This window comes from Cupriavidus sp. Agwp_2 (assembly GCF_040784895.1).
In the GTDB taxonomy this organism is placed as follows: Bacteria; Pseudomonadota; Gammaproteobacteria; order Burkholderiales; family Burkholderiaceae; genus Cupriavidus.
This window is the reverse complement of sequence record NZ_CP088084.1, coordinates 2291156-2316652: the sequence shown is the minus strand read 5'-3', so window position 1 is coordinate 2316652 and position 25497 is coordinate 2291156. Positions and strand designations below refer to the sequence as shown.

At 64.2% G+C, this 25497-nt stretch carries 23 protein-coding genes; 12 read left to right on the top strand and 11 right to left on the bottom strand.

Features of this window, described 5'->3' with window-relative positions; translation table 11 throughout:
- Positions 1-85 precede the first annotated feature (85 nt).
- Entirely contained in the window at positions 86-1042 is a 957-nt protein-coding gene (locus LPA45_RS28245; protein ID WP_116319369.1) for a chemotaxis protein, read from the bottom strand.
- Between the two features lie 246 nt (positions 1043-1288).
- On the opposite strand from LPA45_RS28245, the gene LPA45_RS28240 reads away from it, so the two are divergent.
- The 8 genes from LPA45_RS28240 to LPA45_RS28205 are packed head-to-tail and all read left to right on the top strand — an operon-like array spanning position 1289 to position 8672.
- Complete coding sequence (locus LPA45_RS28240; protein ID WP_116319368.1) at positions 1289-2191, top strand: GntR family transcriptional regulator; 903 nt, start codon at positions 1289-1291, stop codon at positions 2189-2191.
- The gene (locus LPA45_RS28235) at positions 2188-3957 is read left to right on the top strand and encodes a fumarate reductase/succinate dehydrogenase flavoprotein subunit (protein ID WP_116319367.1); all 1770 of its coding nucleotides are present in this window, start codon (positions 2188-2190) and stop codon (positions 3955-3957) included. The genes LPA45_RS28240 and LPA45_RS28235 overlap by 4 nt, the downstream gene beginning before the upstream one ends.
- Positions 3958-3981: 24 nt before the next feature.
- On the top strand, positions 3982-4227 hold the full coding sequence (locus LPA45_RS28230) for a ferredoxin family protein (protein ID WP_063237363.1): 246 nt from the start codon (positions 3982-3984) through the stop codon (positions 4225-4227).
- A gap of 50 nt (positions 4228-4277) precedes the next feature.
- Positions 4278-5702, top strand: coding sequence for an ABC transporter substrate-binding protein (locus tag LPA45_RS28225; RefSeq protein WP_116319366.1), 1425 nt, complete (start codon positions 4278-4280; stop codon positions 5700-5702).
- A gap of 14 nt (positions 5703-5716) precedes the next feature.
- Entirely contained in the window at positions 5717-6562 is an 846-nt protein-coding gene (locus LPA45_RS28220) for an ABC transporter permease (protein ID WP_317923733.1), read from the top strand.
- Positions 6559-7377 carry an ABC transporter ATP-binding protein gene (locus tag LPA45_RS28215; protein ID WP_116319364.1) on the top strand — a complete coding sequence of 273 codons (819 nt, stop codon included), beginning with the start codon at positions 6559-6561 and terminating at the stop codon, positions 7375-7377. The genes LPA45_RS28220 and LPA45_RS28215 overlap by 4 nt, the downstream gene beginning before the upstream one ends.
- A gap of 27 nt (positions 7378-7404) precedes the next feature.
- Positions 7405-8403, top strand: coding sequence for a HEAT repeat domain-containing protein (locus tag LPA45_RS28210; RefSeq protein WP_116319363.1), 999 nt, complete (start codon positions 7405-7407; stop codon positions 8401-8403).
- On the top strand, positions 8400-8672 hold the full coding sequence (locus LPA45_RS28205) for a gamma-butyrobetaine hydroxylase-like domain-containing protein (protein ID WP_367395060.1): 273 nt from the start codon (positions 8400-8402) through the stop codon (positions 8670-8672). The genes LPA45_RS28210 and LPA45_RS28205 overlap by 4 nt, the downstream gene beginning before the upstream one ends.
- A 12-nt stretch (positions 8673-8684) precedes the next feature.
- Here the strand turns inward: LPA45_RS28205 and LPA45_RS28200 are convergent, their stop codons facing one another.
- The 8 genes from LPA45_RS28200 to LPA45_RS28165 all read right to left on the bottom strand — a co-directional run bounded on the left by LPA45_RS28200 (position 8685) and on the right by LPA45_RS28165 (position 21036).
- Positions 8685-12254, bottom strand: coding sequence for an ImcF-related family protein (locus LPA45_RS28200; RefSeq protein WP_317923735.1), 3570 nt, complete (start codon positions 12252-12254; stop codon positions 8685-8687).
- Entirely contained in the window at positions 12235-13404 is a 1170-nt protein-coding gene (locus tag LPA45_RS28195) for a hypothetical protein (RefSeq protein WP_233528113.1), read from the bottom strand. Before LPA45_RS28195 ends, LPA45_RS28200 begins: the two co-directional genes overlap by 20 nt.
- Before the next feature lie 119 nt (positions 13405-13523).
- A complete protein-coding gene (locus tag LPA45_RS28190; protein ID WP_116319357.1) occupies positions 13524-13790 on the bottom strand; it encodes a PAAR domain-containing protein in 267 nt (88 codons plus the stop codon).
- Positions 13787-14302, bottom strand: coding sequence for a hypothetical protein (locus LPA45_RS28185; protein ID WP_317923736.1), 516 nt, complete (start codon positions 14300-14302; stop codon positions 13787-13789). The genes LPA45_RS28190 and LPA45_RS28185 overlap by 4 nt, the downstream gene beginning before the upstream one ends.
- A gap of 49 nt (positions 14303-14351) precedes the next feature.
- On the bottom strand, positions 14352-16709 hold the full coding sequence (locus LPA45_RS28180) for a hypothetical protein (protein WP_271815855.1): 2358 nt from the start codon (positions 16707-16709) through the stop codon (positions 14352-14354).
- A gap of 2 nt (positions 16710-16711) precedes the next feature.
- Positions 16712-19042, bottom strand: a complete 2331-nt coding sequence (locus tag LPA45_RS28175) for a type VI secretion system Vgr family protein (RefSeq protein WP_317923737.1) — start codon at positions 19040-19042, stop codon at positions 16712-16714.
- A 574-nt stretch (positions 19043-19616) separates the two neighbouring features.
- Positions 19617-19877 (bottom strand): MoaD/ThiS family protein, encoded by a 261-nt coding sequence (locus LPA45_RS28170; RefSeq protein ID WP_116322394.1) that lies wholly within the window; start codon positions 19875-19877, stop codon positions 19617-19619.
- A 13-nt stretch (positions 19878-19890) separates the two neighbouring features.
- On the bottom strand, positions 19891-21036 hold the full coding sequence (locus tag LPA45_RS28165; protein WP_116322395.1) for a glycosyl hydrolase: 1146 nt from the start codon (positions 21034-21036) through the stop codon (positions 19891-19893).
- Positions 21037-21262: 226 nt separating this feature from the next.
- Between LPA45_RS28165 and LPA45_RS28160 the strand changes: the two genes are divergently transcribed.
- On the top strand, positions 21263-21442 hold the full coding sequence (locus LPA45_RS28160; protein WP_116322396.1) for a glycosyl hydrolase: 180 nt from the start codon (positions 21263-21265) through the stop codon (positions 21440-21442).
- Between the two features lie 158 nt (positions 21443-21600).
- Positions 21601-22233 (top strand): N-acetyltransferase, encoded by a 633-nt coding sequence (locus tag LPA45_RS28155; protein ID WP_116322397.1) that lies wholly within the window; start codon positions 21601-21603, stop codon positions 22231-22233.
- Positions 22234-22259: 26 nt separating this feature from the next.
- Here LPA45_RS28155 and LPA45_RS28150 read toward each other — a convergent pair whose 3' ends face one another.
- Entirely contained in the window at positions 22260-22493 is a 234-nt protein-coding gene (locus LPA45_RS28150; RefSeq protein WP_116322398.1) for a hypothetical protein, read from the bottom strand.
- A 478-nt stretch (positions 22494-22971) separates the two neighbouring features.
- Between LPA45_RS28150 and LPA45_RS28145 the strand changes: the two genes are divergently transcribed.
- Positions 22972-24366 carry an NCS2 family permease gene (locus LPA45_RS28145; protein ID WP_317923741.1) on the top strand — a complete coding sequence of 465 codons (1395 nt, stop codon included), beginning with the start codon at positions 22972-22974 and terminating at the stop codon, positions 24364-24366.
- 127 nt (positions 24367-24493) lie between these two features.
- On the opposite strand, the gene LPA45_RS28140 is transcribed toward LPA45_RS28145, so the two are convergent.
- Positions 24494-24904 carry a VOC family protein gene (locus LPA45_RS28140; RefSeq protein ID WP_116322400.1) on the bottom strand — a complete coding sequence of 137 codons (411 nt, stop codon included), beginning with the start codon at positions 24902-24904 and terminating at the stop codon, positions 24494-24496.
- A 276-nt stretch (positions 24905-25180) separates the two neighbouring features.
- Between LPA45_RS28140 and LPA45_RS28135 the strand changes: the two genes are divergently transcribed.
- On the top strand, positions 25181-25495 hold the full coding sequence (locus LPA45_RS28135) for an H-NS histone family protein (RefSeq protein ID WP_116322401.1): 315 nt from the start codon (positions 25181-25183) through the stop codon (positions 25493-25495).
- The last annotated feature ends 2 nt before the right edge of the window (positions 25496-25497 follow it).

The following is a 25497-nucleotide window of genomic DNA, read 5'->3' as shown; positions in this document are numbered from 1 at the left end:
GCCTTGTGCTGCCTAAGACCACCCAGGTTGTGCTCTCGGGCACCGAACTCAGGCACTCAACTCAGGCACCCGACTCACGCAGCGCTCATCGCGTCAGCACCTGGCGAATGGTATCGGCCAGTTCCTTGGCGACGAACTTCGCCACATAGGCATCCGCCCCTACCTTGCGCACATGCTCTTCGCTGGCCTCGCCTGACAGTGACGAGTGAATCACCACCGGCAGCTGCTTCAGGCGGCTGTCGGCCTTGATCTTGCGCGTCAGCGTAAAGCCGTCCATTTCGGGCATTTCCAGGTCGGTCAGCACCAGCGCCACCTCGTCCTGCACCGACTTGCCGTGGCTGGCCGCCTCGGCAGCGATGCGGTCGAGCAGCTCCCACGCTTCCTTGCCCGACTTGGTCATCAGCACCGGCGCGCCCAGCGCCTTCAGGCCCTGCTCGATCAGGCCGCGCGCCAGCGCGGAATCGTCGGCGGCGATCACCTTCAGGCCCGGACGCAGGTTCAGCTGCGGGCCGACCGAGCCCGGCTCGACGTCCGGCTGCCGCGTCGGCAGCACATCGCGCAGGATCTGCTCCACGTCGAGTACCTGGACCAGGCGCGCCTGGTCCGTGCCGGCGTCCAGCTTGGCGATGCTGGTGACATGGCCGGTGCGCACGCTGGCCTCTGCCGAGTGCACCTGGTTCCACTCCAGGCGCACGATTTCCTCCACCGCCTCGACCGCGAAGCCTTGCGTCGAGCGCGCGTACTCCGTGACCAGCAGGATGCCGAGTCCGTTGCGCGGGGTGCAGCCCACCAGCCGGGGCAGGTCGATCACCGGGATCACCTGCCCGCGGATATCGGACATGCCCAGGATCGACGGGTCGGCCCCGACCACCGTCGTCACCGGCGGCATCACCAGGATTTCGCGCACCTTGAAGACGTTGATGCCGAACAGCTCGGACTGGCCGGTGTGCTCGGCATCGCCCAGCCGGAACAGCAGCAGTTCGAACTGGTTGTTGTTGGTGAGGTTAGTCCGTTCGTCGATGTCCCTCATGGAACTGCTCATGCGTCGCTCCCGTACCGTGCGTTGAATGATCTGTGGCCGCCGTTTGTGCCTTGCCCTGCTGCCGCGGCGGCTGGCGGACGGCAGGAGTCATGACTGGATATCGGCCCGGGGACTGGAGAGTTGAGGGAGGCCGCCACGGGGGCATGTTCGGATTTCATCGTTGGATATCCGGATTGCTTCGTTCCTTGGCGGCGGGGTCGTCCATATAGTTGTTCCCAACTTGTCATAACAAGATGGATCGATCCGATGACGAACCGGACCCAGCCCCTCCCCGACCTTTCCGCCCTTTCCACCCTTCCCGCCCCCACCGCGCCTGCGGATTCCGCCCCGATCCCGCTGCCGCTCTATACCCAGATCAAGGAGGCCCTGCGCGCACGCATCCTCGACGGCACCTACCCGCCGCACCACCAGATGCCGTCGGAAAACGAGCTGTGCGAGCTGTTTTCCACCAGCCGCATCACCGTGCGCCAGGCGCTGGGCGACCTGCAGAAAGAGGGCCTGATCTTCAAGATCCACGGCAAGGGCACCTTCGTGTCCAAGCCGCGCGCGTTTCAGAACGTGACCTCGCTGCAGGGCTTCGCCGAGGCGATGTCGAGCATGGGCTACGAGATCCTGAACCAGGTGCGCAGCTGCAAGACCGTGCCCGCGACGCGCCAGGTGGCAGCGCAGCTGCGGCTGCGCGAGGGCGATCCGGTGGTGGAGATCCGGCGCGTGCGCCTGCTCAACCGCGAACCGGTATCGCTGGAGCTGACCTGGGTGCCGGAAGCCGTCGGCAAGCGGCTGCTCGGCGCCGACCTGGCCACGCGCGACATCTTCCTGATCCTGGAGAACGACTGCGGCATCCGCCTCGGCCATGCCGACCTGAGTGTCGATGCCATCCTGGCCGACGAAGACCTGACCCAGGCGCTGCGCATCCAGGAGGGCGCGCCGGTGCTGCGCATCGAGCGCCTGACCCACGATGCGCAGGGCACGCCGATCGACTACGAATTCCTCTACTTCCGCGGCGACGCCTTCCAATACCGGCTGCGCGCCGAGCGCCACAAGGCGCAGCCATCTAATTCACCAGCAGCGCCGGCCACGCCCGCACCCAGGCGGACGGGCACCGCGCGGTCCCGCAAACCTGCCAGCAAGGGAAAAACCAACGCATGAACACCCTGACCCACGAATACGACATCGTCGTCGTCGGCGGCGGCACCGCCGGCCCGATGGCCGCGATCAAGGCCAAGGAGCGCAACCCCGCGCTGCGCGTGCTGCTGATCGACAAGGCGCACGTCAAGCGCAGCGGCGCGATCTCGATGGGCATGGACGGCCTGAACAACGCCGTGATCCCCGGCCACGCCACGCCCGAGCAATACACCCGCGAGATCACCGTGGCCAACGACGGCATCGTCGACCAGTCCACCGTCTATGCCTATGCGCGCCACAGCTTCGCCACCATCGAGCAGCTCGACCGCTGGGGCGTGCGCTTCGAGAAGGACGAGACCGGCGACTACGCGGTGAAGAAGGTCCACCACATGGGCTCGTACGTGCTGCCGATGCCGGAGGGCCACAACGTCAAGAAGGTGCTGTACCGCCAGCTCAAGCGCGCCCGCGTGGAGATCACCAACCGCATCGTCGCCACGCGCGTGCTGACCGATGCCACCGGCGCCGCCTGCGGCGTGATGGGCTTCGACTGCCGCAGCGCCGACTTCCACGTAGTACGCGCACGCGCCGTGATCCTGTGCTGCGGCGCCGCCGGCCGCCTGGGCCTGCCCGCGTCCGGCTACCTGATGGGCACCTACGAGAACCCGACCAATGCCGGCGACGGCTATGCCATGGCGTATCACGCCGGCGCGGCGCTGGCCAACCTGGAATGCTTCCAGATCAACCCGCTGATCAAGGACTACAACGGCCCCGCCTGCGCCTACGTGACCGGCCCGCTGGGCGGCTATACCGCCAACGGCAAGGGCGAGCGCTTCATCGAATGCGACTACTGGAGCGGCCAGATGATGTGGGAGTTCTACCAGGAACTGCAGGGCGGCAACGGCCCGGTGTTCCTGAAGCTCGACCACCTCGCCGAAGAAACCATCCAGACCATCGAGACCATCCTGCATACCAACGAACGCCCCAGCCGCGGCCAGTTCCACGCCGGGCGCGGCACGGACTATCGCCGGCAGATGGTGGAGATGCATATCTCGGAGATCGGCTTCTGCAGCGGGCACAGCGCCTCCGGCGTGCATGTCAACGAGCGCGCCGAGACCACCGTGCCGGGCCTCTATGCCGCCGGCGACATGGCCGCGGTGCCGCACAACTACATGCTGGGTGCATTCACCTATGGCTGGTTCGCCGGGCAGAACGCCGCCGACTACGTCGCCGGGCGCGCCCTGCCTGAAGCGGATGCGGCACAGGTCGACGCCGAGCGCGCGCGCGTGTTCGCGCCGCTGGCGCGCGAGCACGGCCTGCCGCCGGCGCAGGTGGAATACAAGCTGCGGCGCATGGTCAACGACTACCTGCAGCCGCCCAAGGTCACGCGCAAGATGGAAATCGGCCTGCAGCGCTTCGATGCCATCGCCGAAGACATCGGCCAGATCCGCGCCGCCAATCCACACGAGCTGATGCGCGCGGTCGAGGTCATGGCGATCCGCGACTGCGCCGAGATGGCGGCGCGCGCCTCGCTGTTCCGCACCGAGAGCCGCTGGGGGCTGTACCACCACCGGGTCGACTACCCGCAGCGCAACGATGCCGAATGGTTCTGCCATACGCACCTGATCAAGGATGCTTCGGGCCGCATGGTCAGCCACAAGCGCGCGATCGAGCCCTACGTGGTGCCGGTGGAAGGCGATGACGCCACCGCCTACCAGCGGCTGCGCGTCAGCCGCGCCGATGCCACCACCGCCCCCACCACAGCTGCCGAACCCACCCTGGCAGCCGCATGAAGCCTGCAACGAGGAAACCGAGCCATGGCCTACACCCCGCATGAGATCGCCCAGCGCAGCAGCGCGCCGGTCACCATCGATGAAGACAAGTGCATTGCCGACAAGGGCTGCACGGTGTGCGTCGATGTCTGCCCGATGGACCTGCTGGCCATCGACGTGAGCAAGGGCAAGGCCTACATGCAGTTCGACGAATGCTGGTACTGCATGCCTTGCGAGAAGGATTGCCCCACCGGCGCGGTACGGGTCGAGATCCCGTATTTGCTGCGCTGACTGCATTGCCTGACGACAACCGCCCTACAGGGACCTACCGGGAACGCCCCATGAAGACTTCTCACAGCATTCGCCTGCTGCTGGCGCTGGCCGCGGCAAGCCTGGCCGGCAGCGCCGGCGCCGAGACCATCCGCATCGCCATCGGCACGCAGGACACCACCATCAACTGCGCCACCGGCGGCCTGCTGATCCGCGAACTGAAGCTGCTCGACAAATACCTGCCGCGCACCGGCAAGTACAAGGACGTCACCTACGACGTGCAGTGGAAGAACTTCACCTCGGGCCCGCCGCTGACCAACGAGATGGTGGCCGACAAGCTCGATCTCGGCGCGATGGCGGATTTTCCCGGCTCGCTGAATGCGGCGGCGTTCCAGAAGGCTGGCAAGAAGAGCCTGTTTATCGCGCCGCTGTCGGGCAATGCCATCGGCACCGGCAACGGCATCGTGGTGCCGGCCGATTCGCCGATCCAGTCGCTGGCCGAGCTCAAGGGCAAGACCATCTCGGTGCCGTTCGGCTCCACCGCGCATGGCATGCTGCTGCGCGCGATCAGGCGGCAAGGCTGGGATCCGGACAAGGACGTGACGCTGGTGTCGCAGTCGCCGGAGGTGGGCGGCTCGGCGCTGCAGGCGCACAAGGTCGACGGGCATGCCAACTTCGTGCCGTTCCCCGAGTTGTTCACCTTCCGTGGCTTCGCCCGCAAGATCTATGACGGCTCCCAGGCCGAGGCGCCAACCTTCCACGGCGCGCTGGTCAATGCGGCCTATGCGCAGAAGTATCCGGAGATCGTGGTCGCCTACCTGCGCGCCGCGATCGAGGCCGACCGCCTGATGGCCGCCGAGCCTGAGAAATACAGCGAGCTGATCGCGAAGGTGACCGGCATCGACGCCGAGGTGGACTACCTGTTCCACGGCCCGCTCGGCCTCCAGAACCGCGACTACACGTGGAAGCCGGAATACCGGCAGGCCTTGCAGACCTCGATCGAGACGCTGAAGCTGCTCAAGCGCACCGATGCCGACCTGAATGCCGACGGCGTGATCGACGACCGCTATATCCGCGAAGCATTCAAGCTGGAAGGTCTCGACTACGACGCCCGGCTGAAGTCGTACGACAAACAGCCGCTGGCGGCCAGGGACGCCACCACCGGCAAACCCATTGCCGATCCGAAGCTGGCCGCGCAGCTGTGGCTGCAGGGCGAACCCACGGTGCGCAACTATGCCTCGCCGGCAGCGGCCTTCGCCGCGCTGCGGCAGGCCGGCAAGGAAGGCAGGAAGGCGCGCGTGCTGTACGTGCATGACCGCAACACCGGCCTGAAGCTGCTGGCCGACAAGGTGTGGTACGTGCAGGACTCCAAGGGGCAGGTGAGCGCCTTCCTGCACAAGGGCTCGGCCGACAGCTATGCGAAGAGCCATGGCGGCAGCGTGCGCAACTACGCCGCGGTCAGCGGCGCCGCCGTAGCCGTCGCCAGCAACCCCTGAAGCGGAGCGCGCCGATGACATCGATCACCCTTTACGTTGCGGCGCCATCCACGGCGCCCGCCTCCACGGCGCCGTCCCGCGCGCGGCTGGCGCGCTGGCTGGTGCGGATTGCCGCGCTGGCGAGCTGCATCGTGCTGTGGCAACTCGCCTCGTCGCACAAGGCGCACCTTGGCATTGTTACCTTCGCCAACGTGCCCGCGCCCAGCGACGTGGTGCCGGCGGCCTGGCAGTTGCTGCAGTCGCCCAAGCTGGTGCTGCACCTGGGCAACAGCCTGGCGCGCGTGTTTGCCGGCTTCGGCGCGGCGGCGCTGGTCGGCATCGTGCTCGGCATGCTGATCGGCCGATCTCGCTGGCTGGAAGACCTGCTGCTGCCGCCGCTGGAAGTACTGCGGCCGATCCCGGGCGTGGCGTGGATTCCGCTGGCGATCCTGATGTTCCCCTCGTCGGAACTGAGCATGATCTTCATCACCTTTATCGGCGCGCTGTTCCCGATCCTGCTCAATACCATCCACGGCGTCGAGCGTACCGATCCGCGGCTGGTCGCCACCGCGCGCAGCCTCGGGGCGCGGCGCTGGTCCGTGTTTCCCGAGGTGCTGCTGCCGGCAGCGCTGCCGAGCATCGTCACGGGGCTGGCGATCGGCATGGGCACGTCGTGGTTCTGCCTGGTCACCGCGGAGATGATCGCCGGCCAGTACGGCATCGGCTACTACACCTGGGAGGCCTACAACCTGCAGAACTACGCCGATATCGTCGTCGGCATGCTGCTGATCGGCGCCTTCGGCATGGGCAGCAGCGCGCTGATCAAGCGCGCCGGCGCGTGGCTGATGCCGTGGACGCAGTTGCAGGAGGTGCGCGCATGACTGCATCCGGCCACACTATCGACGCGGGCCGGCTGCAGGTGCGCGGCGTCGATGTCGCACTGGGCAAGGGCGATGCCGCCTTCACCGCCGTGCACCAGTTTTCCCTCGACATCCCCGCCGGTCAGTTCGTCTGCATCCTCGGGCCGTCGGGCTGCGGCAAGTCGACCCTGCTGGGCGCCATCGCGGGGCACCTGCCGGTTGCGGCGGGAGAGATCCTGCTCGACGGCGTGCCGGTGCGCGGCCCCGCGCCGGAACGCGGCCTGGTGTTCCAGCAGCATTCGCTGTTCCCGTGGAAGCGCGTGCTCGACAACGTCAGCTTCGGCCTGAAGATGCAAGGCATGCCCGCCGCCGAGCGCCAGCGCGAGGCGCAGGCGCTGCTGGACCTGGTCGGGCTCGGCAGCTTCGCGCGGCGCTACCCTGCGCAATTGTCCGGCGGCATGCAGCAGCGCGTGGAAATCGCACGCGTGCTGATCAACCGGCCGCGCGTGCTGCTGATGGACGAGCCGTTCGGCGCGCTCGACGCGCAGACCCGCGCGCATATGCAGGCACTGCTGCTCGACGTCTGGGCGCAGATGCGCACCACCGTGGTCTTCGTCACCCACGATATCGACGAGGCGCTGTTCCTGGCCGACCGCGTGCTGGTGATGTCGCCGCGGCCCGGCCGCATCCTGGACGACATCGATATTCGCTTCGACCGGCCGCGCCACGGCGACCTGCTGACCGACGACGCCTTTATCCAGCTCAAGCGCCGTTGCCGCGCGCTGCTGCACCACGACCACGAAGGTGTGCCCCGCACCGCCGGCGCCACTGCCTGACCGCCCCATTGCCACCAGATTGCTTCCATGCCGCACGTTTCCGCCTTGCCCGACGATTCCCTGTTCACCCTGGACCCAGCCATCGGCGCGATTACGCCGCGCCTCTCCGACCCAGACCCCGCCGTGCGCCGCGTGGCGGTTCTGCAGCTCGCCGACCTTGAAGACGAAGCCGGTGTCCCGCTGCTGCTGCAGCGGCTGCAATCCGACCCGGCCGCGGCCGTGCGCGCCGAAGCCGCGCGCACGCTGGCGAGCTGGGAAGCGGATGCAGTCGTGCGCGCGCTGGCTGCCGCACTGGCCGATGCCGACCGCGAGGTGGCAGAAGCCGCGGCACTTGCGCTGGCGGAACTGAAGGACCCCGGCTCCGGCGCGGCCGTGCTGCCCTGTGTCACGCATGAAGATCCCTTTGTCCGCGCGTCAGCCTGGCGCGGCCTGCGCGAATTGCGCTACGCGCCGGGCTTCGATGCCGCGATGGCGGCGCTGGCCGATAGCGCCGCGCCGGTGCGGCGCGAAGCGGTGACCGTGCTGGGCTGGCTCAGGCGCAGCGAAGCGCTGCCCGCGCTGGCGCGGGTCGCCGCCGGCGATGCCGACACCGAAGTCCGGCGCGCCGCGGCCGGGGCGCTCGGGCTGGCTGCCGACGCGTCGGCGCGCGACGCGCTGCTTGCCGCGCTGGGCGACAGCGCCTGGCAGGTGCGCGAGGAAGCCGCGCAGACGCTCGGCAAGCTGAAATTCGCCGAAGCCGTGCGCCCGCTGATCGCGGCTCTGGAAGACGCCTATTGGCAGGTACGGCTGCAGGCGGCGCGTGCCTTGGGCAAGCTCGGCGACCGGCAGGCACTGGCGCCCCTCACCGTGCAGCTTGCCCATGCGATCAGCAACCTGCGCAAGGAAGCCGCGCTGTCGCTGGGCAGCCTGCGTGATCCCGCGGCTCTTCCGGCACTGTCCGCCGCGGCCAATGATGGGGATCCCGAGGTGCGCAAGGCCGTGCGGATCGCGCTGGCGCAGATCGGCCAACCGCATGGCGAGGCATGAGCATGCTGGTGCCCGCGCGGTTGGAATTGGTCAGCACTGAAGCGACACTGCGCATTCACTGGCCGGATGGGCGTTGCCAGTCGCTCGATCACTCGCGCCTGCGTGCGGCGTGCCGTTGCGCTGCATGCCGGAGCAAGCGTGCGGAGGATGCGCCGGCGCAAGCGGTGCGCGTCGTCGGCGTGGAGGATACGGGCTATGGCATCCAGATCGTGTTTGACGATGGGCACGATCGGGGCATCTATCCGTGGGCTTACTTGCAGACGCTATAGACGCCAGTACTTTCATCGTGCCCCTCCGCGTCTGGCCTTCGCTGCAACAGGCGACGGCGCTTGTACGGCAGCCTCATCTTTGCCGACCAGAAACACGCGCGACGGCATCTTCAGCCCCACCAGGGACAGCATCTCCAGTGGCCCAGGACCGGCCTCGCTACGCATCTGGAACCGAATCATGCGAGGCATGGGCTGTGACGGTGCCGCTCCGTCTTCAGGTGCGGAGCGTGTGTCGGGTTCGGCCGGCCAACCGATCTGGTAGGTGGCGCCGTCGATCTGCTCGATGTGGCCGCTTGCCAGCATGCGCAACAGCGCGAAGCGCCCGCCGAATTCGAAGCTCTTGCTGGTCCCCGCCGTCTCGGTTTGCCATCGCAGAAGTGTTCCCGGCTCCTGGAGGTTGTTCACAGGCCAAGCCATCCGCTGCCAGGTCTCGCGCTGGTTGTAGTAATGCAGCTTCTGCCCGTCGATGGAGAGCACCGTATCGGTAAGTCCCGGGGTGGGAACCGGCTTGAGTTCGAAGCGGTATTGCGGCTCTCCTTGGACCAGCATGTGGGCGCCGATGCGTTGAAGCAAATTGATGGTCTTGAGGAACGCGGGGTCGAAGGTGATGCCGTCAGCACCGGCTGCGGGCACCCACTGGTTGCCCTGCAACTCCAGTACTCCCGCGAGCTGGGTAGCCAGGAAGGTGTTGATCATGCCGCCCTGCGGACGCAGGAACTGCGCGAGTTCGGGTAACGAGGCGTCATTGGTGGTGTCGGCGAACGGATAGCGTCCGGCAAAGGTCCGGTCCCACTCGGCGACAATGAAGCGCTGCCACGCAGCATTCAGGCTGGCCTGCGCGGGCAGCACGATGGCCTGGGTGGCCTGCATGATGGGGCGCACAAACAGGGCATCGCCCATGCCGGCCCATTCCGCGCCAAGACTGGCCGCAATCAACTGCGCATAGGCGTGCGTGTCGGCGAGATCGGAAGTCCTGCCCTGGAAGAGGGCTTGCGCCATCTGGCGGGCCTGCTCATCCGCATCGGCGCTCGTGCTGACCTGCTGCAGGCGCAGCCGCAGCGCCGTGACGCGGTCAAAGTAGCGTTGCAGGCTCAGGTCGCCGCTGGCGCCTTGCCCGGTCTGCCCCACCAGGCGCAGCACCGGCCCGAATGCGGCGCCCAGCGAGCCTGCCGTATTCGGCTTGGCGGTGTCCGGTCCCTGCGCCTTCTTGCCCAGCAGGTCCTGAGCCTTGGCTACCAGTGTGTCGGACAGGGAGTCTTTGCGGGCACCGGCACCACCCTGGTATTCGAGCGACTTCATGAGCGCGATGACGGGTGACTGGCGGGCATCCGCCATCAGCGTGAGCTGGTCGATCGCGGCGGGCAGCGTCGGCGCCGCTTCCCATTGCACGCTGTTCATGAAGCCCTGCCAGCGGTCTGCGTAGTCGGCGAAGTACTGCTCGGTCAGAGCCGCCTGCAGGGCTTCGGCCGAGCGGCCCGTCGTTTGTTGAGCGCCCTGCGCCTTGCCATCGCTCAGCACCCAGTCGCTGGCGATCTCAGTCCGCTTGGCGGCCGCCTCGATCGCGGGGGCGACATATCCCTCGTAGGCCTGGCGGGTGAAGACGCCAGGCACGATCGCCGCGGTGCGTAGCAGCCCGCGGGGATCGGTGCCCGCTGTGAGCGACACCAGGTTCAGGTCGGGGTACTTGTTACTACCGTTGTCGCCGAAGGCGTTGATGATGCCCTGGTAGACCGTGTCCTCGGCGTTGCGCTCCCCGATCGCCGCCAGCAGGGTCTGGCGCGCGCCGGCCACCAGGTCGGACCGAGGCTCGATGCGCCAGGCCGGGTTGGCTTTCAGGTGCTGCGCGTAGAACTTGAGCAAGCGTTCGCCAAGATCCTGCTGCTCGCCCGGCGTGATCCGCGCGTCGGTAGACCAGTGCTGCACCAGTTGCGGTGCCAGGAAGGCGGAGTCGGCCCGCTCGGGCTCGGCCAGCATCAGGTACGTCTTCAGCCCTGCATGGCCGCCCAGCGCCCAGCGGCTGGTTTGCTCGTCCAGCGAGTCGGTCCGCATTTGCGAGAGATCCACCAATGATGCTTCCAGGTCCTGCTGCACGGGCGCGACCAGTAGCAGGCGGCTCGCCTGCGTGTACGACTTCCACAGGGTCGCCAGCACCTCCCGGTCACGGTTCAGGCCAAAGCGGGTTGCGAGAGGCGCATGATGCTGGACGCGATGCTCGTGGCGCTCGATCTGCTGCTGCAGGGCCAGCAGCGCTTTCAGGCGCGCGGCGGCGTTGGAAGCCGTGTGAATGGCCTGAATGGTTTGCCGCGCCGTACTAATGTCCTGCGCATTGCGCAGGCCGGACACCAGCATGCCGGCACTCCACGCGCCGGCGAGCACAACAGCGAGTACCGCCAGCACCACCATCGGATGCATCCCGATGCGGCGAACTCGATGGCGCTTGGCGCCTTCGGCAATCCCTCGCCAGGTGGGCAGCAGCGTGGCTTGATGAAGGCCAAGGCGTTCGGAGGGGAGCATCGCTGTCGCCCGCTTGACCACATCGTCGGGGGCATCCTCGCTGGGGACGGGAATCTGCATCGCAGGCGTGGCGAACACAGGTGCGAACATGACGCCGGCCAGTGGAGAGCGCCGCCATGCCGATGCCTGCCATGCGGTCCACCGGTTCACGATGCCGGCGCGATGCGCGCCGATATAGGCCGAGATGCTGGCGATGAAGCGCGTCGGCTTGGGTGCTATCGCGCACTGCACCCCGAGCACGGCGCTGCGCGTCTCAAGCGAGGCCAGTGCCTCATGTAGGCCGGTGGCTGTGCTGCCGTCCGTCCGGCAATTGGCCGCTGCCGGGAATGTGCCGATAGCGGCAAACTCCTCCGGGTGGATGCCTTTCAATTCGACGGGATGAAGGAATGTCACCGGCGCGGCCCAGCCCAATTCGGTTTGGAGCGCCGCCAGGACACGCAGCGATTCTATGTCCGGTGCCACCGCCTGGTTTCCCGGGACGACTTGCACCATCCCATCGACCGGGCGGCAACGTAACCCGCGGAGTTGCTTGAGCCATAAGGATGCCGCGATGCCATCGGGCGAGGCGTGGACGAGTACGGCTGTGTCCGAACGCCAGACGCCGGCCTGCTTGAGGCCGGGCGCCACCTCGTTGATCCTGGTCTCGTCGCCACACAGCATCAGCCATGGCATGCGGTAGCGCCAACGCCAGCCCAGCAGGCTCCGCAGTTCATTGCACAATTCCTCCAGGCGGGCGTCGCGCTTCAGCTTCTTGAGCGATGGCGATCCGGTCTTACCTGTCTCGCGTGCAAATAACCGAGCTGTGGCCTTGTCGGCGCCAAGTAGTATGGCGATCAGGTACAGCACGATGGCGACAACGGTGATCAGCAGAATCCACAGCAGGACAGTAAGTCTGGCATCGAGCGAGGCTAGCCCAAACAAACCCCGTTCGAGCCATGTCACGAGGGCCGCTGCCGCGCCCATGCCGGTTAGGACCAGGCAGCCACCCCACAGGGCTATGGCACCAGGCTTTTTTGAGGGCGGGGCATCGGAAGCCAGCGCCGCCAGGTCATTGCTCAGATTCGTCATGCGGTGACGGGAGGACGTGCAGGACCGCCGCGTGGGTGTGGTCGAGCACAAGGTGGACGCCGCTCTCGCGGGATTCGATGGCGGCGGCGATGGATAGCCAAGGGTTCATCGTGCCGCTCTCGCCGACTACGCGATCGGGTCGGCGTTGTGCCTCCAACTCGCCAAGCTGCGGCAGGTGCGCCGCCTTCAGCGCGGCAAGCAGTGCGATATCGTGCTCGCCGCCCAGTCGGGTCACCCAGGCTCGCTGCAAGGTCGCCGGCTCGGCGTTGCCCCACAGGACCGCGTTGGCAATGAGGTCGCCCAGGGCACTAATTCCGCCGGCCAGCGGGCGGTGGAGTTTGCCGAGGACCTTGACCGGCGCGGGCAACTGAAAGCAGCCAGGGTCAAGCAACACGGCGACGCAGCCCTCGACGCTGTTGACCGGGGGGTTGGCATCGTGCCATTCGGCGGCCACAAGCAGCATGGGACGCCATTCTTGCTGGTCGAGCCAAGCGTCGACCACCATAAGCCCATCAGACGCCGGCACTGGCTGACAATCCAGGCGCGGCAAGTCCATGCGGCGCAAGGCCTCCTGTACCTGGGCCAGTCGCAGGACGGCCATCTCGGGACCAACCAGCACGTGAACCGCTGGTGCATACCTCTGTCCATACCGGCTGAGCGCGCGCAGGCTCTCGGCCAGCGGCTGCAGTGCCTCGACCAGCTTCAGGACCATCGTGGCCACCGTCTCGGTAGCTGGCTCGACAGGCGCATCGAGATCAGGGACTTTCTCTCGCAAAGTGCCTTCGACGGGGACATCGGACTGTGACTCGCCCTCGAAGCGGTTATGCGGGATCAGTCCTGCGCCTTTCCTCGGGGACTGCTCCGCAATCAGCGGCTTACCCGCTTGCAGCGCTCCGGACAGGCTCTCGTGCCCGGGAAGGGGCAAACAGGAGCCCGCCCCCAGCACCTGCAAGGGACGCTGGGCCTCGCGCACCCGCGCCCCAAGCCATCGCCGTCGATGCCCATTCCAGTGATGGGCGCGATACCACTGCACCTCATAACCCATGCGCGCGACCCCGAGCACAATCACGAATGCGAGATTCGATATGCCGACAATGCGCCACCAGAACAGGATCCCACGTGCCGGCACGCCCTTGGGCCACAGCGACAAGCCAATTGCTGCACCGGCGACGCAGAAAGCGACCCATATGGCGAGCCACGGCAACAAACGCGGACCGCGCTCCGGGTACGGGCTTGCCTCCCCAGCCGGGGATAAATCAATCGGCATGCTCAGGCAATATGGACGTTCTGGAGTGATGAAATCAATCGGCAGCCGCATGCGCAGCGGTGGTGGTGCATGACGACGGCCCTGCCATCCTGATCGGGGAAACCGTCGTGACCTTCTGCAAGCGTCGTCGGGCCGTGACGGGCGCAGAGCGCGGCATCGCCCTCGCGCGCGAGCGGGCGGCCCATGAAGGTCATGGTCGGTGAGGCGCTGGTGACCTGGCCGCCGTTTTCGAGTGCGTCACCGAGACGGATCGGAGAGCGGGCACTCATTCGGCACTCGAAGTTTTCGTCTTCAATATCAGCTTCTTAAAACGCTCTACCTGTGCATCGCCTTTACGGGTATGGGGCGCACAGAACCGCGCTTGCAAAGAGTGTCTTTCGTTACCAATGACTGCTGACAGACATTTTACATTTAACGAATATCCGGAATTTGGCTCTTTATATTCTGAAGCCACCTGAACAAAACCAACCCACTCGCCAATATAAGCAGTTAATCCATTAGTCTTTGTCTGTAAAATGGGTTTGTTTTTGATTGTGTGTTGCGTGAACCTCGGATCATCCACCTCATCAAAGACAAAATATCTAGCGCCGCTGCCCATGTATGTAGTGGATTCGTTTGCAATTCTGCTTTTCACGGAATCATTAAAAATGTAGGCGTAATTCAGCCCCGCATAATTTTTATAATTCTTTATCTCAAATACGCATTTTTCACCCTCTGCAAAGACAATTTTTTCGTCTTTTGGAACTATCAATCCGCAATCTGTTGATGCAAATCCAGACAAGGGAAATATGAGAAAATAAAAATCACTGAGGCTGAGTGAAATTTCATCATTAATTTTTCATTGGCTTGTAATCAGGAAGAAAATCTTGCGCCATATCGGAAATGTATGAGTAAGCGTGAATGAAATACTTCACCCGATTACCTAGCCCATCTCTAGCAGCATTAACACACACCGTGACATCGCTCACCACTGTTTTGGCAACAGTTGTAACCGTTAGTTTCCCAAGATTGCCTTGATCGGCCCAGTAGTTGATTCCCTGTTTCCCTAAAGGGATGAGTTTTTTGTTTTGCATTGTGTATCGTTGTTTGCTTGCCCAATAATATCCGCCGGTATCGCAGGCATTGTTAGCATTCGTTATGATGGTCTCCGGCGCAGGATCAATTGTGAAATTCTCTCCGCCTCGATAGGCTTCGTACTTCCTGTAATTATCCCCACCAGTTAACTGAATCATTCCTTTTCCAGAAAATCTCGCACCGTCGCCAGGATTGCAATTTCCAAGAGGGCTTAGTTTTTGTAACACCCCCCCAATTATGCGCTCCACTTTCTCCTTGCAGCGGCCTTCATAGTAATTTTTGAAATACTCGAAATCACCTAGCTCTCGCATGCAGGAAAATAGCCCAGTCTCTTGGAGGATTTGTCCAAACCAATGGGCTGCGCGTTCAGCATTGTTGATGCCATATTTTCTCATGGCTTTCGGCAGCGATGGATACAAGTTCGCTGGACGCAGCACACGATTATGTTTGTCTCGCAATTCATTAGCAAATAGATCGCAGACGAACTTGATTGTCCTTTTGCCCTCAGCGGGCACTGCTTGCGAAAACTCCCGTATATCTAGCCATCCGCACTTCCTAAAATGCCGCAAGAACGCCAGCGGATGGAAGAACCAGAATTTCTTGCCACCGCCCAGCGGCGTTTTCTCCAGAAACTGAAGTTGCGTGTGGAACTTGAGAAAATTGGCGTACCCATTCGGATCGGTTTCCTTGCGCTTGCCGAAGAACCCATCCGGGTCATTCAGACGCTTGAAGCGCTCTTCATTGCCGGAGGCATCCCATTCGCTCGGGGCATGACAAATAAAGCCTCTGAGCTTCTGTCGCACCTCGGCGTGGGTCGAGATAAAGTCAGCCAGCTTGTCTTCCTGCACCCACTCCGAGCGCAGCCGCTCGGCTGGCGCTTCCATATCCTCAACCACATCGACAATCTTGCGCAATTCGTCGTGGTCGCACAGGCCGTCCTGGCTGAACGGCGTATTGCCTTCGTCGAGCTTCTGCCAACCCATAAAGAACGGAAAATCCGCATCCGAGAGTTTTTGGATGGCACTCTGGCTAATATCAACATAGCCCTGCTTGCCCGCATCGAAGGTCACCGCCACCCACGTCTTTGGCGGGGCAGCAGGCGGAGTCAGATCTTTGCTTAAAATCCGCCCGAACCGGAGCATCTCGTAGCCGTCGCTCGGGCATGACGGATAGAGCGCGGTGGCGCGCGCGTACATCTTGTACTCGTAGTCGGCATAGGCGTCCCGTTCTGGGGCAGGCGTCAGCGGCGTAATGGTGTCGACCTTTTCCAGCCAGGAACGTGTGTAGCGTTGGCCCTTGTGAAAATAGGCTTCGACATACAGCTTGGTGCCGGCGTCCAGTGTGCCCGCCTGCAGCGCTGGAAAGTACTCGGCGGCTGCTCCGACCGCATGGGGAGTACTGACGAACGCTTGAGGGCCTGTGATGACGAAGTAGCTATGCCCCCAGTAGTCTTTTGACGCTGGGGTAATGGGAGCCGCATTTCCAAGCTGCACCGTGTGGCCAGCCTGTTCGAACCATGCCCCGAAGTCGACTTCGGTCATGAAGATCTCGAAGTGAAGGTGCGATTGCCCGTGGCAGGCTCCGGGATATCCGAGCATGTCCTTGCGGTAGACCTTCAGGTTTTTCGGCACCTTTACGCCATCGCTCGGATAGCAAAGCCATTTCGGAAGCACCGTGGATGATCCGACCGCCGGTGGGTTAGCCGGCAACGGCTTGATGTTCGTGCGCGTGCTTTCGAGATCCAGCAGGTGCATGTACAACGAATAAAAGGTAATGGTTCTGCCATCCCCTGTCTCGGTGGTGTGCTTGAGCAGTACAAAGCCGGTGTTCGAGTTCAGTGCATCGCTGCCGTCGTTCTTCTTTTGCCCATCTCCAAGGGCTTTCTGGCTGACGCGATAGGCAACGACTTCACCATCCGCGATGGCGCGGACCGCCTCATTCTGGAGGCTTGGCTGCAGATGCGCACCGCAATGCCAGCGGCGGTCAAACGCGATGGGGTAGACGCCGTGATGGGGCAATTCGAGCTTGTCCACGACATCCATCATCGGGTCAATCCTGGCCGGATCGCTGGATTCCATGCCGTTGGCCGGCAGGAAGGGGGGGCTGATGATCATGATCAGTGGGATGATGGATACAGGTTGCTGAGCTGCAATTGGCTATTCGGCAGGGTCGGCAAGGCAAAGTCCTTCCCGTCCGGACCTTCGAACGTAAAGGACGCGGCTTTCACCTTGAAGGCGCCGGAGCAATGGAAGGTGGCGCTGTGATTGTCGAAGACGAGGTAAGCACCGCTGCTGCCTATCACAGCCTTCTTGGCAGCATTGATCACCACGTCCTCGCTGGCGCTGGCGATATGGACCTGCTTGTGGGCGAACACATCCATCGCATCGGCCTGCGCCTGGATCTCGACCTTGCCTTTCGCGGCGAAAACCTTGATGCCGCACCTTGAGGCGAACAGGGACAGCGCTTCACCGGCGGCAATGGCGATTTTCGCCAGGGCGCTGACATTGAAGCCCGCCTTGGTGGCGACGTTGACATCCCGCCCGGCTGCGACCGATACCCGGTCCGGCGTGGTGACGGCCACCCCGTTTGGGGCGGCTAGCATCATGACGGCCTGCTTGAGGTCGTTCAGGCTGTCACGCAACCATCCGTTCTCGGCTTTCAGGTCCGCGATTTCGGCCTTCGACTGACTGGCCGCGTTCATCAGTCCCTGTGCTTGAGCAAGGATCGAGCGCATTTCGTTCATGGCTGCAGTCATGTCAAGCTGCTGGCCGTTGGCCTGCTGCTGTGTCCACGCCGTAACCAGAATGCCCCGACCGCCGCGCACCGCACCTTTGAGGTCGGTGCGTAGTTCGAACCCTTCGCCGCGCTTCTTCTTAGTGTGGTCAACCAGGCAGCCCAGGTTGAGCTGGGTCTTGCCACCGTATTCGGTCGACAGCTTGATTCCTTCCTGCCCCTCCCAGTCCTCGAAGCGCAGCTTGTTGTTGCTCTGCGTACGGATCACGTTGCGCGACAACCACCGGTCCTGGTTGGTGATCAGGTCCGTGTGCTGGCTGTTGTGCTGCACGTGCGCGATATACGGCTTGTTCGGATTGCCGTCACGGAAGGCCACGTCCACATAGGTGCCGTCGATCAGCGGGAAATGGAAGCCCGTCTGGTTCGCCCCCGCGAACGGCTTGGCAAACGCCAGCGGCACGCTCTCTCCGCCGTTGGGCCATTCCTCGAAATCCAGATCGAAGCGGACCACGTAGCGGCCATCCTGCGTGAGGTAGGCATACTTGTACTCGCCCGGCGAGGTGATGCGCGCGCTGAGCGTGCCGGCAATGCGCGGCCAGTTGGCCTCGTCCAGAGGCAGGCGGAAGCGCCGGTCCGAGGGGATCGCCCGATAGGTGTTGCGGTAGGCCGCATCGCGCGCGCCGCTGTGGATGACCTCGGTGACGACCTGTCCGTTGGGCGCGTCAGGCAGCGCGTAGTCCATGCGCAGGATGCGCGCCGGGCACAGCGCCAGCACATTACTCTCGCCCGCGTAGACCAACTGTTCGGCAAACTCCGCCTCGTGGCGCAGCAGCGCCTCCCACTTTCCCCCCTCGAAGTCCAGGTGGTGCGTGCCGTAGACGTAGGACTGGCCGTAGGTTGTCTTCTCCTTGCGCGCGACGTTGGCCTCGCCGGTGGGTCGCTCCCACGCCTTGTCGGGGTTGAAGTCCGCGACCCGGAACGACTCGGGGATGGTCCTGGCATGGGTCGTGAGCGAGAACACTGTTTCCTGCCCGGACTCCAGTCCTGCCGTCTCGCGGTATGGCACGCGCAGTTCAGGCTGGTAGAGGTAGTGGTCGATGTCGTCGGCGAACACGATCATCTCGCCGAACTTGCCGGGGGTGAAGTAGCAATACAGGCCTTCCTGCACCATCAGCAGCCGGATATAGTCCCAATCCGACATCTGGTATTGCATGCGGAAGGCGTGCGGCGGGTATTTGCGGCGTGTCTTGAAGACGAACCGGTGGCCCTTGAGGTCGTGCCGGCGCAGGATCGCCTCGATGATTTGCGGAGCGGTCTGCTGCTGGTAGATACGGCTGGCGCGCGTGAGCCGCAGCCGCGCGACCAGCGGCTCGACCACGATCTCGTAGCCACAGAAATCGCGGGTCTGGCGGGTCTGGCTGAAGTGGGTGATGCATCCCGCGAACTTGCGCGGCTCGCTGCCATCGGCGGGAGCGATCAGGAAGGTGGCTTCCTTGCCCAGGTAGTCGGCACGGTCGAGCGCAAGCGGGTGCGTGAGTTGGATGGTGACGACATAGGGGGCGCCCATCCGTTCCACCGCTTCGATGGACACCACCGACAGCGCGGCGGCGCTGGCCGTGCCGGGTACTTCGAGGAAGTAAGCCTGCCGCCCGGTGGTCAGCTCGTTGAGTGCGCGGGCGCCGGGAGCCTTGAGTTCGTCAAATCCTTCCGCCATTCTTGTTCACTCCGCTTTCGCCATACCGTTACGCTTGGTACTTCGTGCCAGGTTGGACATTCGCTGCCGCAGGCAGCCAGGGATTGGCAATTTTGCGGAGCAATCGCTGCGCCCGCATTTGAGACGCGTCAATACATGGCGAATGGTATGGAAGGGAGCGCGCTGCGGAATATCGGACGTTTCCTAAAAATCATTCGATCATGCGGAAATCAGGTTCTAGAGAATCTGAATTCCCCAGAATGATTTTTTTTTCGTGCATGCAGACGAACGAATGCCGGCGCGCCGGAATCTCCCCGCGACGTCGTGACAATTATTTGCAAGACGATTAAACGCTCAGTGCGCGCGGAAATCGCGCCGACAGCCCCGCACGTCCCAGGTCTCGATGTTGACGGAACCGCCTTCGAGGGTGACGTGAATGTAGGCGCTCATCGCATCGGCGGCGCAGGCCGGAGGGGATGGGAGAGATGGCCGACGTGGCCGGTCTTTGGAAAACGGCACACAGGATCCTTGAAAGCCCGCCGCTCATTGTCACGGGAGGGTGGCCGGCCCGACGACGAGGGGAGCAAACCAGCCGCTAGCCCCCCGCCAGCGCCTGCAGGATATGCACCTCATCCGTTTCCCGCAGCGGCGCATCCAGCCGCATTAACTGGGTCCGATTCACGAACACCCGGATATACGGCCGCAACTTCCCCTGCTCATCGACAATGCGAAACCGCATACCCGGAAACTGCCGGTCGAGGTCGTCCAGCAGCGCGCCGATGCTCTCTCCTTGGGCTTCCACGTACTCGCGCTGTCCGGTATAGGAAAACAACGGCGTGGCGATGCGGACTTGCATGGCTGCGCTCCGCTCAGGCCGGCCGCGCCACGCTGACGGCGTAGACCTGCGGCAGGTGGCTGGCGATGCAGCGCCAGTGCTCGCCCTCATCGACACTGGCCCAGATCTCGCCGCCGGTGGTGCCGAAGTACACGCCCACCGGCCCATGGCTGTCAGTGGCCATGGCCTGCCGCTTTACCGTGAACCAGCCCTGCTCGGGCGGCAGGCCGCGGTCCTGGCGCTGCCAGGTTTCGCCGGCGTCGTGGGTGACATAGGCCGCTGGCTGGCCGCCCGGACTGACACGCGGCCAGACATCGCTGCCGTCCATCGGGAACACCCACACCGTGCGCGCATCCCGCGGGTGCGCGACGATCGGGAAGCCGATGTCGCCCACCTCGGCGGGCATTGCCTCGCCAATGCGCTTCCATACGCCTTCGCGCCGGTCCATGCGATAGATGCCGCAATGGTTCTGCTGGTAGAGGATGTCGGGATTGGCCGGGTGCTGCAGCACGCAGTGCGGGTCCTGGCCGTATTCCGGATTGGGGTCGGGCAGGAAGAGGGCCAGGCTGCCGCGGTTCAACGGCTGCCAGTTGGCGCCCGCGTCGGTGCTCTCGAACACGCCGCCGCTGGACATGCCGATGTAGAGATGGCGCTTGTCGCGCGGGTCGACCAGCACGGAATGCATCTTGGGGCCGTCGGGCGTGCCGTCCTGCTCGCCGCCGGTCCAGTTGCGCCACATCGGGTTGTCGTTGAAGCCCGACACGGGCTCCCACGAGGCGCCGTGGTCGGTGCTGCGGAACAGCCCCTGCGGCGAAGTGCCGGCATACCAGGCGCCGGGTTCGCTGGCGTGGCCGGGGGTAAGCCAGAACACATGGTCGACCACGCGGCCGGACTCGCCTTCTGGCGCCTTGTCGAACGCGGGCGGACGCGCGGCTTCGGTCCAGTTGCGCCCGCCGTCCGCGGAGCGGAATACAGTCGGGCCAAGGTGGCCGGTACGCGCGGCCATCAGCATCCGCGACGGCTCGCGGGGATCCTGCACGATGTGGTGGATGGTGTGGCCAAGGAAAGTAGGACCTGCCACCTGCCAGTGGCCGCGGCCAGCGTCGCTGGTCAAAGTCCACGCACCCTTGGTGGTGGCGACCAGCAGCGTGATCGGGCCGGTTTCGGGGGACGTCGTCATCATGGCTCCTGCGGGAAGGCCGTTGAACGATGCTTCCGAGTCTAGTACATGTAGACAGTGTTCACAATTGAGATTCGTGCTGACGCTATCGGCGAGGGCACGTCGCAACTGCATTCCACCAGTGGGTAGGCAGCAGATAAAAGCGGATATCTGCACGTTAGCTGGACATCGCCGCGCAAATATGGCATAAGCGTGGTTCCCTCTTATTCCCGACTCACCGCGCCCCATGTCTCGCATCGTCCGCTTCGCCGCATCGAACCGCCCGGCCCTGCCGGCGGCGGCGTTCGCCATGACCGCGCAGCAACCGGGCTACGCCATTGACCACGCCGCCTCCGGCGTGGTCCGCAGCGCCGTGCTTTTCCTGGCCGTGCGGGCAGCTCGGGACACTACCCTCCAGCAGACCTGAGCTTCCCCGCACGGCACATGGCGCGGATTGCCATCCGGCATCCGCTTGATCATGCAGCCAGGAGAAAGCCAGCCATGCCTCAGCTCTACCGCCAAACCCTTCTTGCCATGGCGGCGCTCGCCGCCCTTTATCTGCTCCTCGAAGCCTGAGGCGCAGCCATGGTCCCGTTTCCTTCACTGGGCCCGATGTTGGCCCCGACGCCGGCCCTGACGCGTCCGCTGGCTTTGCGCATCGACGTGGAACTCGCCCCGGGTGAGATCGAGCGCGAACTGGACGCGCTCCACGATCGCATCCACCGGCCCGGCGACCGCCTGCACGGCATGCCCGCACTACCGGCGGGCACGCCGGCGCTACGGCTACGCTACCGCGAAGCCGACGGCGAGTACTACGTGTATGTGGAAGACGTGATCCAGAAGCGTCTGGCCGGCTATACCGTGTTCAACCGCCTGATCGAGGTGGGCCGGCGCGCCGACCCATGGGTGCGCGCACCGCATACGAAGTTTGCGCCCGCTTACCAGCGCCGCGGCCTGGCCAAAGCGCTGTACCGCTGGGCGCTGGACGGGGGGCTATGCCTGCTGAGCGGCGCCCGCCAGTCGGCCGGCGCGCATGCGCTGTGGCAAGTCCTTGGCGCGGATTACGCCGGCGGCTACGTCGACCTACGGCAGAAGACGCTGACATGGCTGGGCGAGACGGTCAGCCCACCGGAGCGCGAAGGCCTGCATACGCGCCGGCTGCTGCTGGGCCGTGGCTGCACCCTGCAGGCGTTCATGGCGCGTACCGGCATGTACTGAGCGCCGGCTGTACCACGACAACAGCTTTACAGGTGGACCAGCGGCGCCACGGCGCGGGCGTTGTCGAGGTAGAGCGTCCAGCCGCGGGCGAAGTACTCGCGGACACGGGCCGACAGCGAGCGGCCGCTGCCCATGCGGGCGTAGTAGTCGACCTCGCGCGCCGCTTCGGCGGCAGGTCGGACGCTGGACTTGGCCTGCGGTTTAGCCTGCGATTTGGCTTGGGCGGGTTGACGATAAAGGGTATCGGCGAGCACTTGCATGGCAATGTTTCCTTTTCCGGATCGGAGGAATGTTTAGTGCCTCGCAATGCACATCTGACCGGATTCCAGTCAGCCGTGCGAGGCAGTTCAGGGTTATCCCTAGTATAACGAAGTACCTCGGGCGGCATCCGGGTCAGTACCTATAGGCCGTATATGGCTCGCGTGATAATGCCAGGCGCCCAAAACGCCACCTGGCAACGTTCTTCGACCCCAAGATAACAATCCTCCACTTCCGGTATTCCCCACAACGCATGCCGCGCATTTTGCTGCGGTTATGACGACTCCCTCGCGCTCACCTAGCCTTCAGCCTTGCCCAGATCACGCCCGCACAAGAAGGCAACGACAAGCCGGCACACCGATAACAGCGGGTTGGCGAGGCTCCATGCCCCCAACCGAAAACAGCCAGAACCACGTGAGACAAGCCTGACGACGCGCCGTACGACGGACGTTGCAGCGCCCTGCAAGGAGACAGTTCATCATGATCGAGCAGCCCTATCCGTCGTCAGCGACGGAAGCCGATGCGGCACGCCCCAACGTCCCCGAGGTCCGAAACCGGCTCGACGCCTATTTTGAGATCACCGCACGCGGCAGCACCCAGCGCAAGGAAGTGGTGGCGGGTATCACCACCTTCATGGCAATGGTCTACGCGGTCTTCGTCGTGCCCGGCATGCTGGGCAAGGCCGGCTTCGACACCAGCGCGGTTTTTGTCGCGGTGTGCCTGACCACAGCCTTCGGCTCGCTGCTGATGGGCCTGTGGGCCAAGCTGCCGATCGCGATCGGATGCGCCATTTCGCTGACTGCGTTCATGGCCTTCGGCCTGGTGCTCGGCCAGGGCCTGTCGCCGGCAGTCGCGCTTGGCGCCGTGTTCCTGATGGGCCTGATCTTCACCGCGATCTCGGTGACCGGGGTGCGTTCCTGGATCCTGCGCAACCTGCCGGCAGGCGTGGCGCATGGCACGGGCATCGGCATCGGCCTGTTCCTGCTGCTGATCGCCTCCAATGAAGTCGGTTTGGTGGTCAAGAACGCCCACGCCGGCCTGCCGGTCTCGCTGGGCAAGATCACTTCGTTCCCGGTGGTGATGTCGGTGCTCGGCCTGGCCGCAATCTTCGGCCTGGAGCGACGCAAGGTGCCGGGCGGCATCCTGCTGGTGATCATCGCGATCTCGGCGTTGGGCCTGGCCTTCGATCCGGCGGTGAAGTTCACCGGAGTGTTCGCGCTGCCGTCGCTGAGCGCACCGGGTCACGTCTCGCTGATCGGCGCCATGGACGTGCGCGGCGCGCTGTCCGCGGCGGTGCTGCCGAGCGTGCTGGCGCTGGTGATGACTGCCGTGTTCGACGCCACCGGCACCATCCGCGCCGTGGCCGGACAGGCCGGGCAGCTCAATGCCGCCGGCCATATCCACAATGGCGGGCGGGCGCTGACGGCGGACTCGGTCAGCTCGATCTTCTCGGGCTTCTTTGGCGGCGCACCGGCAGCGGCCTATATCGAATCGACCGTCGGCGTGGCCGCGGGCGCCAAGACCGGCCTGACCGCCGTGGTGGTGGGCCTGCTGTTCGTGGCGGTGATGTTCTTCTCGCCGCTGGCGGCGCTGGTGCCGTCGTACGCCACCGCGCCGGCGCTGATGTACGTGGGCCTGCTGATGCTGTCCAGCGTCAGCCGCCTGCATATGGACGACATGGTCGACGCCATGGCCGGCCTGGTCTGCGCGGTGTTTATCGTGCTGACCTGCAATATCGTCACCGGCATCATGCTGGGATTCTGCACCCTGGTGGTGGGCCGCGTAATCGCCGGCGAATGGCGCAAGCTCAATGTCGGAACCGTCGCCATCGCGGCGGTACTGGCTGCGTTCTATGCCGGCGGCTGGGCGATCTGATCCTGCCTGACGCATCCCGGGCAAACTGCCCGGGACGTCCACGACAAGTTGTCTCCTCCACCGCGATCCAGGTGGATTTCAAGCCCGGGCTTCCTGCTTTCCCGGGCTGTTTTTTTTGGTGCGCGCCTTACTGCGCCCCCTGCATTGCCGCCATATCCATGTAGACCAGTTCCCAGACATGGCCATCGAGGTCCTGGAACCCATGCCCGTACATAAATCCCAGGTCCATCGGCGGCTTGTAGATATTGCCGCCCGCGATCACTGCGGCATTCACCATTTCATCGACACGCGCACGGGTATCCATCGACAGGCAGACCAGCACTTCGGTGAATTTGCGCGCATCGCAGATGTCGTTAGGCGAAAAGCTGCGGAACTTGGCTTCGGTCAGCAGCATCACGAAAATGTTCTCGCCAACGATCATGCAGGTGGCGGTGTCATCGGTAAATTGCGGATTGAAGGCAAAGCCGAGACTGGTAAAGAACTCGATCGACTTTTGCAGGTCGCTTACTGGCAAATTGACAAAGATCTGCTGGCTCATGGCGTCTCCGGAAACGTTGTGCAACGCAGAGAACCAGTCTAGGTGCAAAAGGCGGCAGCGCCAGCCTTTTCCATTTCCCGAAAATCGATGGCGGTATTGCCATTGCAGCAAGACCAACACCGCAATGGCGCGCCGTGGTGCGCTATAAAACAGTCCGGCTACGGGCCACGACAATCAGTTCGTGCAATCGCCGTTATTTTTTGTAAAATTTTTATGTCAACCGACGCCTGATGTTCTAGTACCATGCAGCCGCCTAAATGCAGAAAGGGGATATAAATGGCGACATACAAGCAACTCCTGGCTGAGAAGGAAGCGCTGGAAGCCAAGCTGAATGAAGTGCGCGCGACGGAAGTGGCCAGCGTGATCGACAAAATCCGCGAATTGATGACCGAATATGGCCTGACCGCGGAAGACATCATGCCCCGGCGCAAGCGCGGCCGCCCCGCAGGTGCCGCCAGCAAGAAGGCGGCTTCGGGCTCGGCATTGCCGCCCAAATACATGGATCCCAAGACCGGCAAGACCTGGTCCGGCCGTGGCCGCGCCCCGGCATGGCTGGGCAAGCGCCCCGAGCGCTTCCTGATCGAGCAGTAACC